The sequence below is a fragment of the Lysinibacillus sp. TE18511 genome (genome assembly GCF_054062295.1).
The window spans coordinates 26,931-39,321 of the sequence record NZ_JBSSFD010000011.1 but is presented as its reverse complement, the minus strand read 5'-3'; the positions used below and the strand labels follow the sequence as shown (position 1 = coordinate 39,321).

General features: G+C 38.2%; 11 protein-coding genes. All 11 read left to right on the top strand.

Annotated features, from left to right (window positions below):
• Positions 1–9 precede the first annotated feature (9 nt).
• The gene (locus ACVWXS_RS10625) at positions 10–258 is read left to right on the top strand and encodes a ribosomal L7Ae/L30e/S12e/Gadd45 family protein (RefSeq protein WP_374964536.1); all 249 of its coding nucleotides are present in this window, start codon (positions 10–12) and stop codon (positions 256–258) included.
• Between the two features lie 98 nt (positions 259–356).
• Positions 357–776, top strand: a complete 420-nt coding sequence (gene rpsL / locus ACVWXS_RS10620) for a 30S ribosomal protein S12 (protein WP_008181595.1) — start codon at positions 357–359, stop codon at positions 774–776.
• A 146-nt stretch (positions 777–922) separates the two neighbouring features.
• Positions 923–1,393: a 30S ribosomal protein S7 gene (rpsG, locus tag ACVWXS_RS10615; RefSeq protein ID WP_024364378.1), complete on the top strand. Its 471-nt coding sequence runs from the start codon at positions 923–925 to the stop codon at positions 1,391–1,393.
• Between the two features lie 80 nt (positions 1,394–1,473).
• A complete protein-coding gene (gene fusA, locus ACVWXS_RS10610) occupies positions 1,474–3,552 on the top strand; it encodes an elongation factor G (RefSeq protein WP_427520306.1) in 2,079 nt (692 codons plus the stop codon).
• Positions 3,553–3,691: 139 nt separating this feature from the next.
• Positions 3,692–4,879, top strand: a complete 1,188-nt coding sequence (tuf, locus tag ACVWXS_RS10605; RefSeq protein WP_427420666.1) for an elongation factor Tu — start codon at positions 3,692–3,694, stop codon at positions 4,877–4,879.
• A gap of 478 nt (positions 4,880–5,357) precedes the next feature.
• Positions 5,358–6,041: a response regulator gene (locus tag ACVWXS_RS10600; RefSeq protein WP_456958239.1), complete on the top strand. Its 684-nt coding sequence runs from the start codon at positions 5,358–5,360 to the stop codon at positions 6,039–6,041.
• Between the two features lie 6 nt (positions 6,042–6,047).
• Positions 6,048–7,064, top strand: coding sequence for a sensor histidine kinase (locus tag ACVWXS_RS10595; protein ID WP_456958238.1), 1,017 nt, complete (start codon positions 6,048–6,050; stop codon positions 7,062–7,064).
• A 96-nt stretch (positions 7,065–7,160) separates the two neighbouring features.
• Positions 7,161–7,922, top strand: coding sequence for an ABC transporter ATP-binding protein (locus ACVWXS_RS10590; RefSeq protein ID WP_368637312.1), 762 nt, complete (start codon positions 7,161–7,163; stop codon positions 7,920–7,922).
• Complete coding sequence (locus ACVWXS_RS10585) at positions 7,912–9,900, top strand: FtsX-like permease family protein (RefSeq protein WP_456958168.1); 1,989 nt, start codon at positions 7,912–7,914, stop codon at positions 9,898–9,900. The genes ACVWXS_RS10590 and ACVWXS_RS10585 overlap by 11 nt, the downstream gene beginning before the upstream one ends.
• Before the next feature lie 167 nt (positions 9,901–10,067).
• Positions 10,068–11,384, top strand: a complete 1,317-nt coding sequence (locus ACVWXS_RS10580) for a Na+/H+ antiporter family protein (protein WP_456958166.1) — start codon at positions 10,068–10,070, stop codon at positions 11,382–11,384.
• Between the two features lie 656 nt (positions 11,385–12,040).
• Positions 12,041–12,349 carry a 30S ribosomal protein S10 gene (gene rpsJ, locus ACVWXS_RS10575; protein WP_004233624.1) on the top strand — a complete coding sequence of 103 codons (309 nt, stop codon included), beginning with the start codon at positions 12,041–12,043 and terminating at the stop codon, positions 12,347–12,349.
• Positions 12,350–12,391 lie beyond the last annotated feature (42 nt).

Here is a 12,391-nt window from a genome sequence, read left to right as displayed (position 1 = left end):
GATATGAAAATGTCTTATGATAGAGTAAGGGATAGTCGAACAATCATAGGTACAAAGCAAGCAGTAAAAGCAATGCGCGATGGTTCAGTGAAAGAACTTTTTGTGGCACTTGATGCAGACAATTGGGTAACCGATTTGGCCATTACTTTCGCGAGAGAAATCGGTGTGCCAGTTATTCTTGTTGAGTCCAAAAGGGAACTGGGCAAGGCCTGTGGAATCCACGTTGGAGCAGCGGTTGTTGCTATTGCTGTAGAGTAGTTTTTGTGTATAAAACACAAAGACTTTGTTTTTACCCAAAAAATGAACCACCTGGATGTGTGGTATTAACAAGGAATAAATGAAGGGAGGAAATACCGATGCCTACAATTAACCAATTAGTACGTAAGCCTCGTCAATCTAAAAGCACGAAATCAAAATCACCAGCGTTAAACAAAGGATATAACTCATTTAAAAAATCTTTAACTGATGTTAAATCTCCACAAAAACGTGGTGTTTGTACTCGTGTAGGTACAATGACACCTCGTAAACCAAACTCAGCGTTACGTAAATACGCTCGTGTTCGTTTAACTAACCAAATTGAGGTTACAGCTTATATCCCAGGTGAAGGCCACAACTTACAAGAGCACAGTGTTGTTCTTATCCGTGGCGGACGCGTAAAAGACTTAGCGGGTGTTCGTTACCATATCGTACGTGGAGCTCTTGATACAGCTGGTGTAAACGGTCGTTTACAATCACGTTCTAAATACGGAACAAAACGCCCTAAAGAAAAAAAATAATATAACACTATATAGTGTTTCTTAATAAGAGTCTCATGTAGGTGTGACAAATTTCAAATCTTGCTAGCAGATTTGAAATGTAATAACAACTACGATAAGGCAACTTTATAAAATAAATCGATAACTATTCGAAAGGAGGAAAACACATGCCTCGTAAAGGTCCTGTTTCCAAACGTGACGTGTTACCAGATCCAATTTATAATTCAAAACTAGTAACTCGTTTAATCAATAAAATGATGGTTGATGGTAAAAGAGGTACTTCTCAAAAGATTTTATACGGTGCGTTCGAACTAGTTAAAGAACGTTCTGGTGAAAATCCAATCGAAGTATTCGAAGCTGCTCTAAACAACGTAATGCCAGTTCTTGAAGTACGTGCTCGCCGTGTTGGTGGTTCTAACTACCAAGTACCAGTTGAAGTACGTCCAGAACGTCGTACAACTTTAGGTCTTCGTTACCTAGTTAACTATTCTCGTCTTCGTGGTGAAAAAACTATGGAAGAGCGTTTAGCTAACGAAATCCTAGATGCTTCAAACAACACTGGTGCATCAGTTAAGAAACGTGAAGATATGCACAAAATGGCAGAAGCGAACAAAGCATTCGCTCACTACCGTTGGTAATTTAACCTATGTGTTAGCTAATTGGCTAACACAAGGTCTTTTATACAGTCTTTACCCCAATATGGAAGGAGAAATTTCCTATGAAACGCGAATTCTCACTTGAGAATACTCGTAATATTGGGATCATGGCTCACATTGATGCTGGTAAAACAACAACAACTGAGCGTATCCTTTATTACACTGGTAAGATTCACAAAATCGGTGAAACTCATGAAGGCGCTTCTCAAATGGACTGGATGGAGCAAGAGCAAGAACGTGGTATTACAATCACTTCTGCTGCAACAACAGCACAATGGGCAGGCCACCGTGTAAACATCATCGATACTCCTGGACACGTAGACTTCACTGTAGAAGTAGAACGTTCATTACGCGTACTTGACGGTGCTGTAACTGTACTAGATGCTCAATCTGGTGTTGAGCCTCAAACTGAAACTGTATGGCGTCAAGCTACAACGTACGGTGTTCCACGTATTGTATTCATTAACAAAATGGATAAAACAGGGGCAGATTTCTTATATTCTGTAGGAACTCTACATGATCGTTTACAAGCAAACGCTCACCCTGTTCAATTACCTATCGGATCTGAAGATGAGTTCTCAGCAATCATCGACTTAGTTGAAATGAAAGCTACTTTCTACGGCGACGAAAAAGGTACAGCAGTAACTGAAGGTGAAATTCCTGAAGAATACCGCGCACAAGCTGAAGAATACCGTGAAAAATTAATCGACGCTGTTGCAAGTGTTGATGAAGAAATCATGGAAAAATATTTAGAAGGCGAAGAAATTACTGTTGCTGAACTTAAAGCGGCTATCCGTCGTGCTACGATCGCAGTAGAATTCTACCCAGTAATCTGTGGTACAGCATTCAAACATAAAGGCGTACGCCCAATGTTAAATGCAGTTATCGATTACTTACCATCTCCAGTTGATGTACCAGCAATCAAAGGTACTTCAGTTGATGGTGACGAGGAGTTAGTACGTAAATCTTCTGATGCAGAGCCATTCTCAGCTCTTGCATTCAAAGTTATGACTGACCCATTCGTAGGTAAATTAACTTTCTTCCGTGTGTACTCTGGAACATTAGATTCAGGTTCATACGTACAAAACTCTTCTAAAGGTAAACGTGAGCGTGTAGGTCGTATCCTACAAATGCACGCTAACTCTCGTGAAGAGATTTCTAAAGTATTCGCTGGGGACATCGCAGCAGCAGTAGGTCTTAAAGATACTACTACTGGTGATACTCTATGTGACGAGAAAAACCTAGTTATTCTTGAATCAATGGAGTTCCCTGAGCCAGTAATTTCTCTTTCTGTAGAACCAAAATCAAAAGCTGACCAAGATAAAATGGGTCAAGCTTTACAAAAACTTCAAGAAGAGGATCCAACTTTCCGTGCTTACACTGACACAGAAACTGGTCAAACAATCATCTCAGGTATGGGTGAGCTTCACCTTGATATCTTAGTTGACCGTATGCGCCGTGAATTCAAAGTAGAAGCTAACGTAGGTGCTCCAATGGTATCTTACCGTGAAACATTCCGTGGCTCTGCAAAAGTTCAAGGTAAATTCACTCGCCAATCTGGTGGTCGTGGACAATACGGTGACGTAACGATTGAGTTCTCTCCAAATGAAGAAGGTAAAGGCTTTGAATTCGAAAACGCTATCGTTGGTGGTGTAGTACCTCGTGAGTACATTCCTGCAGTAGAAGCGGGTCTTCGTGACTCTCTTGATCGCGGTGTAGTAGCTGGTTACCCACTAATCGACATTAAAGCGAAATTAGTATTCGGTTCTTACCATGACGTTGACTCGAATGAGATGGCGTTCAAAATTGCTGCATCTATGGCACTTAAAGAAGCTGCGAAACAATGTGATGCAGTTATTTTAGAACCAATGATGAAAGTTGAAGTTGTAATCCCAGAAGAATACCTTGGTGATATCATGGGTAACATTACTTCTCGTCGCGGACGCGTTGAGGGTATGGATGCTCGCGGTAACTCTCAAGTTGTTCGTTCAATGGTTCCTTTATCGGAAATGTTTGGTTACGCAACAACTCTTCGTTCTGCAACGCAAGGACGTGGTGTATTCTCAATGACATTCGATCATTATGAAGAAGTACCAAAATCAATCGCTGCAGAAATCATCAAAAAAAATAAAGGTGAATAATTGAAATTTCATCTTGCATAAAGTATAACTAATTTGTAAGCTATGATTGTGGGATGGTGGATGGGCCCGTTCACCATCAGCAAGCATTCTATAATTACAAAAAAAATATAAACATATAATTTTGAGGAGGCAATCTCTAATGGCTAAAGAAAAATTTGACCGTTCAAAAACGCATGCTAACATTGGTACAATCGGACACGTTGACCATGGTAAAACTACTTTAACTGCTGCAATCGCTACAGTTCTTTCTAAAAAAATGGGTGGTACAGCTAAATCATACGCTGACATCGATAACGCTCCAGAAGAAAAAGAGCGTGGTATCACAATCAATACTTCTCACGTAGAATACGAAACAGCTACTCGTCACTATGCACACGTTGACTGCCCAGGACACGCTGACTATGTTAAAAACATGATCACTGGTGCTGCACAAATGGACGGCGGTATCTTAGTAGTATCTGCTGCTGATGGTCCAATGCCACAAACTCGTGAACACATCCTTTTATCTCGTCAAGTAGGTGTTCCATACTTAGTAGTATTCATGAACAAATGTGATATGGTTGACGACGAAGAATTATTAGAATTAGTAGAAATGGAAATCCGTGACCTACTATCTGAATATGACTTCCCAGGTGACGATCTTCCTGTAATCAAAGGTTCTGCTCTTAAAGCTCTTGAAGGCGAAGCAGAATGGGAAGAAAAAATCGTTGAATTAATGGACGCTGTAGATTCTTACATCCCAACTCCAGAACGTCAAACTGACAAACCATTCATGATGCCAATCGAGGACGTATTCTCAATCACTGGTCGTGGTACAGTTGCAACTGGCCGTGTTGAACGTGGTCAAGTTAAAGTTGGTGACGTAGTTGAAATCATCGGTATCGCTGAAGAAGCTAAATCTACTACTGTAACTGGTGTAGAAATGTTCCGTAAATTATTAGACTATGCTGAAGCTGGTGACAACATCGGTGCTTTACTTCGTGGTGTAGCTCGTGAAGATATCCAACGTGGTCAAGTATTAGCTAAACCAGGCTCAATCACTCCACACACTAACTTCAAAGCTGAAGTTTACGTTTTATCAAAAGAAGAGGGTGGCCGTCATACTCCATTCTTCACTAACTACCGTCCTCAGTTCTACTTCCGTACAACTGACGTAACAGGTATCTGTAACTTACCAGAAGGCGTTGAAATGGTAATGCCTGGCGATAACATCGAAATGACAGTAGAACTTATCGCTCCAATCGCTCTTGAAGAAGGTACTAAATTCTCTATCCGTGAGGGTGGCCGTACTGTAGGCGCTGGCGTAGTTGCTTCTATCCAAAAATAATTTTAGCGCAAGCTAATTTTCAAAACCAATCTGTAGGGACGCTTACAGATTGGTTTTTTGTGTTAAAATAAGTAAAGAACATTTGATAATCTTATTTGAATTAGATTATTTTATGTATACATAATAGGTGAAATACCAAGTAAGCAGAAATAGTGATCTTTTTTTCGAACTGCTAGCGATAAAAGCTAGTGCCAGAGATTAAAATTAAACCAGCGCAGCATGTAGAGTGTAGAATCGCATCCCTTTTAATTTCTACCAACCATTTAAATAGTTCATCTTCAAAAAGATAGGATAACTATTTGTTAAAAACGTATGTCATATATAAGGTTGATTGGAGTGAAGGCTGGGCGACTCCTTGGGGCTCATTTGACGCCCCCAGGAAAAGCGCCCAGCCGGAGCGGAAATCAACCTCACGTCATGATGCTGAGCATATTTAGTACATAAAAACACTTCATGGAAGGAGAAATTGCAAGTGGAGATGAAAATATTGTTGATCGAAGATGATCCATCAATTTTTGAAATGATTCAGACGCGTTTTGCACAATGGACTCTTCAAGTTATTGGTCCTAAAGATTTCCGAAAAGTGATGGATGATTTTATTGAGGAAAAGCCGCAGCTTGTATTGATTGACATTCAGTTACCAGCCTATGATGGCTTTCATTGGTGTCGCGAAATTCGGCATATCTCAAAGGTGCCAATTCTCTTTCTATCGTCACGGGATCACCCAATGGATATGGTGATGGCAATGCAAATGGGCGCTGATGATTTCGTACAGAAACCCTTCAATATGGATGTATTACTTGCAAAGGTACAGGCCATTTTACGCCGTACATATGATTATGTAGAAGAGTCGTTGGATGTTACACGATTTAATGGGACAGTTATTGACTATGCACGAAGTGAAATTATGTATGAAGGACAGCTTGTTTCCTTAACTAAAAATGAGCTTTTTATTTTACGTATTTTAGTGGAGAAGTCTGATCAAATTGTTTCTAGGGATGATTTAATGAGAAAGTTATGGGACGATGAGCGTTTTGTTAATGATAATACCTTATCTGTAAACGTAAATAGATTACGTGCAAAGCTTGAGGATATCGGTTTACAGGATGTTATTTTAACAAAAAAGGGGCTGGGTTATATGGCAGTAACGCAGGGGACGTGAGTGAAAATGCTACTTTTATTTTTAAAAGAACGCCTTGCATGGATAGGTTTTTTTGTATTTATTATTGTTATGCTTAACGTTTTATTTACTTTAGATGCTGGATTAATTGGCGTTTCAATTTGGTATGTGAATGTTTGCTTGCTTGTTAGTTTTATAGTTTTTTTTATATGGCGATATGTAGTTGAAGTAGGGCAGTTGAAGGATTTCCTGGGAAATGTGGACAGCCATCTTGATGACGCACACAGTAGAAACTTAGCGTTATCACCTTTTCAAGCTGCGTATTTTACAAAGATTGAAGATGTCTTTTACGATAAGGATACGGAGTTAAATCAAGCAAAAGTACAGCTACAGGAATATACAGATGAGCTCTTGGCCTGGGTTCATGAAGTAAAAGCACCATTAACTTCGATTAATTTAATGTTAGACCGTGTTGAAGATTTGACATTACGTCGTAAATTAGAAGCTGAGTGGTTAAGGCTACATTTATTGGTTGATCAGCAGCTACATCAAACACGTTTTTCTTCAATTGAAAAAGATAATTATATGGCAGAGATCGAGCTCAGAACGGTTGTCTATAAGGAAATAAGAGCTATGCAAGCATGGTGTATTGAAAAAGGCATCGGTTTTGATGTGGATGAGTTAACGGAGACAGTGATGACGGATGGTAAATGGCTAGCTTTTATCGTGCGACAAATTTTATCCAATGCGATTAAATATAGTACTGCAAATTCAGAAGTATTAATATTTACGGAGGTAGATCCGAAGGGCGCCACTTTATTACATATAAAAGATGCAGGCATTGGTATTGGTAAGGAGGATTTGCCTCGAATTTTTCAAAAGTCGTATACTGGAACAGCTGGAAGAGAATCTGCACAGTCCACAGGCATGGGTTTGTATTTAGCGCATAATGTGGCTCAAAAGATAGGTGTTCGTATTAGTGTACAATCAACTGTAGATGAAGGCTCAATATTTACCTTACGTTTTCCGTTACAAAATGAATATGTCAAACTAACAGGTAGATGACGAAATTGTCACCTACCTTTTTATATTGTCATGTAAAACGCACGAATTGACGAAGGAGACAGGGTACACTTGAACTATAGAAAGGGGCGTTTACAAGTGGCAGTTTTAATTGGTCGTAAAGTAAAAAAAGTATATGGAAAAAAATCAACAGCTCAAGAGGTTTTAAAGGGCATTGATTTAGAAGTGAATAAAGGTGAATTTGTCGGCATTATGGGACCATCAGGCTCAGGAAAAACAACACTTTTAAACGTTTTGTGTTCGATTGACTTTGCAACAGAAGGTGTTATTGAAATAAACGGTCAAAATCTACGTGGTATGAAGGAGAAGGCGTTAGCTAATTTCCGTCGTGAGCAATTAGGGTTCATATTCCAAGATTATAATTTATTAGATACGTTGACAGTGAAAGAAAATATTCTTTTACCATTAGCTATTGGCAAGCTACCAAAGGCTGTTGCGGAGAGTCGTTTAAAGGAGCTTACACACTTATTAGGTATTACCGAGATATTAAATAAATACCCGAATGAAATATCAGGTGGTCAAAAGCAACGTACATCGGCAGCTCGAGCACTTATTACAAATCCATCGCTTGTATTTGCCGATGAACCTACCGGCGCACTTGACTCAAAATCAGCCACTGCTCTTTTAAAAAATCTACAAAGTATTAATGAGACAAAAAAAGCAACGATTATGATGGTTACGCATGATGCGGTAGCAGCAAGCTTTTGTACACGCGTTTTGTTTTTAAAAGATGGACTCATTTATAGCGAGCTATATAAAGGGGATAAAACGAGACAGGCATTTTTCCAAGAGATCATGCATACGCAAAGTGTGCTAGGTGGTGACGGTTATGAGTCTTAGTAAACTCGTGTTACGCAGCATGAAGAAAAATATGAAGCACTATTATTTATATTTCTTCGCACTTATTTTTAGTGTTACTTTATATTTTTCCTTTGTGACATTGCAAAATAACCCTGAAGTGCTAGCTACTGTACAGCAGAGCGGTACAGCCACAGCAGGCTTTGAAGCAGCAACATATATGTTGTACTTTATTATTTTGTTTTTCGTACTATATGCAAACCATTTATTTATGAAGCGTCGCAGTAAGGAAATAGGTTTGTATCAGCTGATAGGGATGACAAAGGGGCTTATCGTACGCTTATTGGCGGTAGAAAGTATCCTGTTATTTGTAGGCGCGGTCGTTTTAGGTATGCTTGCGGGGTTCTTTAGCTCACGCTTATTTGCAATGATCTTACTGCGCATACTTGAAAAAGAGACATTTGTGGCAATGACATTTAGTACAGAGGCATTACAGCAGTCTATCGTAGTATTTGCCATTCTACTAGTAATTGTACTTGTGCAAATGGCTTGGATGATTTATCGCGTATCATTACTATCGTTATTCAGTGCTGCAAAGCAAGCCGATGAGCGTGTAAAACGATTTAGTCCACTACAAATGGTCATCGGTTTTTTAGGTCTTGTGTTAATTGTATATGGCTACTATGCATCAACAAAGTTATTCGATATTGACAATTCAGGCAATTTATTTTTAAATATGATCATTATTTTAGCAACTACCATTGGCGGAACATTTCTCGTTTTCCGTTTCTCTGTAGCATTTATTATGAATTCAATTCGTCTAAAGAAAAATGGGCATTTATCTGTACATGATGTACTCGCATTAACACCAATTATGCATCGTATGAAAAGTAATGCAAAATCATTGACGCTCATTACTGTTTTAACGGGTGTATCACTAGGGATTGCCACATTAGCATATATTTCGTATTATTCATCAGAAGCACATGCACATAGTTCAGTACCAGGCGATTATATATTGCTTGAAGATAATGATCAGGATTTTTTAAAAAAGCTAGAGGAAAATAATATTGCTTATAATAAAATAGACTACCGATTACAGGGTGTAACAGCGGCAGTTGGACAATTAATACCAGAAGAAGATCAACAAGAAGGTAATCCTTTTTATAATATGGAAGGGACTATTTATACAATTCCACTTTCTGATTATCAACAAAGAGTTCCTGAGGCATCAGTATCTGGTAATGAAGCCATCTTAACAAACTATGGTGGGTATATGGAGGCGATGTTCAAGTTAGAGAAAGACCGTGATATTGTAGTATCTGCGGGAGAGCTTGAGGAAACATTCCATGTTGTAGATATTCAAAAGGAAAGTATTATTAGTGGAATTGTGACTGGTGGGCCAGGAGGACCTATTTTTGTAGTAGCAGATGAAGTATTTGAAAAGCTTGCTACAAAATCTGATCTTTTCCAATGGCATAAACAAACTACCATTATGTTAAAGTCGAAAAGCGATTTAGACTTAGCTGAGAAATTGTATAAACAAACAATAGGTTCGGGTGTTATATCTGTTAGAGATAGCGAAGGCAGAACAATGAAATTTACGCAAACATCTTATGAAGGTGAGCGTCAAGAAAATATTGAAACATTAGGCATAACAATTTTTACAACGGCATTTTTAGCTTTAGCATTTTTAATGACAACAGGTAGTATTTTATACTTTAAACAAATGTCTGAGGCTGAAGAGGAGCGATCTTCATACACAATTCTAAGGAAAATTGGTTTTGCAGAAAAAGATATTATGAGAGGAATCTATATGAAACAAGCCTTTAATTTTGGCGTTCCATTAATAATAGGGCTACTCCATAGTTACTTTGCTGTTAAATCGGGATGGTTCTTCTTTGGAACTGAGTTAACAACCCCATTATGGATTGCTATGGGCTGCTATATAGCGTTATATGCTATCTTCGCTGTACTTTCTATTGGTTATTATAAAAAAGTCATTCGCGAATCATTGTAATAGGAAGAAATCTAAAAGCAGTATGATTATTTAAGATCATACTGTTTTTTTGCGTCGTTTAAATTTGGAAAATTATTATAGGGGTATAAAAACATCTTGACTTTCAATTAGTAGACGATTAAAGTTTAATCTGTTAGTAATCTAGTGTGTGAAAGTGGAGTGTTAAAATGAACGCAGTAATAGTGGCAGTAGCTGTCATGTTAATATTAAGTTTGCTCCGTATCAATGTTGTTCTTTCTCTTGTATTGGGGGCCTTTGTAGGAGGCTTAGCGAGTGGCATGGGAATAGAAGCAACTGTTCAATCATTTACAGAGGGATTAGGAGCAGGTGCAACAATTGCTTTAAGTTATGGATTGCTTGGTGGTTTTGCTATTGCCATTTCAAAAACGGGGATTCCTGAATTAATGATTGCAGGGATTTTAAAGATATTAAATAAAAACGGTTCAAGTAATCGAAAAGGTTTAGTAAAGGTCTTAATCTTTTTACTCATCTTTATGATGTCAATTTTCTCACAAAATTTAATTCCAATTCATATAGCCTTTATTCCATTACTGATTCCTCCAATCTTAAAGGTTTTAAATATACTAGAGGTTGACCGACGAATTATTGCAACATTAATCGCTGTTGGTTTAATAGGAACATATAGTTTCGTCCCAGCTGGCTTCGGAGCTATTTTCCAAGATATCGTTTCTACACAAGTATCTGAAGCTGGTATGGAGGTATCTTCACGTGATGTACCGGTAGCGATGGCTATACCTGTTCTAGGGATGCTAATTGGATTAGGTATAGCATTTTTTGTTTATCGAAAACCTCGACAATATCAAAATAATGATGTTGAAACAGAGTCTTTAAATGTTAATGTTAGTAAGTATGTTATTTTTTCAACGGCTGCGGCTTTAATAGTGTCATTATGTGCGCAAATTTATACCGATTCGATGATTGTTGGTGCTTTTGCAGGGATTATGATTATGTATTTTACAGGTGCACTTAAATGGAAAGAAGCAGATGAGATCCTTTCTGAGGGAATGAAAATGATGGCCTTTATTGGTTTTGTTATGATCGCTGCAAATGGGTTTGCATCTGTTATTAACGCCACAGGTCAAGTAGATAGCTTAATTACTAACGCATTAGCAGTTCTTCAAGGGAATAAGAGTCTTGCTGTATTCATTATGTTGGTTATTGGTTTAATCGTAACGATGGGGATCGGTTCATCGTTCGCAACAGTACCTATTATTGCGACCTTATTCGTACCCCTTGCACAAGGATTAGGATTGAGTCCTTTAGCGATTATTTGTCTAATAGGTACAGCGGGTGCTTTAGGCGATGCCGGCTCTCCTGCTTCAGACTCTACGCTTGGACCAACTGCAGGTTTAAATGTAGATGGACAGCATAATCACATTTGGGATACGTGTGTGCCAACGTTCTTATTTATTAACATCCCACTTATTATATTTGGTTGGATTGCATGTGTGTTCTTCTTATAAAATGAAACTTTAATCAGTGGGGGGCTGCATCCTCCACTGATTAATAGTCTTCACAAATCGGGATTTTACGGGCAGTTGATCTATCTTCTTTGCTTTCGTTGAATATTGAGGTGAGAGTCTTGTATCTGACGCTTCGCTTTCAGTACAGATAAATCACTGCCTGTTAATGCGGGATAAAGATATAGAAAGAGCGGTTTCTAAATAGTAGAGACTGCTTTTTTTATTGTTAAAGAAACGATAGATTATAAATTATGTCATAACTAAGGGCGTAATTTTCATTTAGGATAAAGCACTACATCCTCGAAGTGAGTTCACCAACGATTTAGTGAACGCGTTCTTGGATCGATTAATTGTTTGAAATGTTCGAAAACGTTGATATAACAGCCTTAAGTGTTGCAATGTGCTTAGAAATTTTATATACTAATAAACGGCTTAGAAAAGCGAGAAATATTAAGTAGTATGAATACCTGCAACATTTAAAAGAATTTAGCGAAAAGACTTGCTTATTCTTTTTTTATTGTATATAATGTTGAATGTTGGTCTTTGACTGCGATGAAACGAGAGGTTGCCGACACACCCGGCCGCTTTGCCATGGCGGTGCGTTGGAGAATTTTCGTGGAGAATGTCTAGAAAATAGGCGAGAAGGAGGGAAAATAATGGCAAAACAAAAGATTCGTATTCGTTTAAAAGCGTATGATCACCGTATTTTAGATCAGTCTGCTGAGAAAATTGTGGAAACTGCAAAACGTTCAGGTGCAAGTGTATCAGGTCCGATTCCACTTCCAACTGAGAAGTCTGTGTACACAATTCTTCGTGCCGTTCACAAGTACAAAGATTCTCGTGAACAGTTCGAAATGCGTACGCATAAACGTCTGATCGATATCGTTAACCCAACACCACAAACTGTTGATGCGTTAATGAAACTTGATTTACCATCTGGCGTTGATATTGAAATCAAACTTTAATGGTAAAAATATAACTTTTTAAAACTTACAGGAGGTGTGACA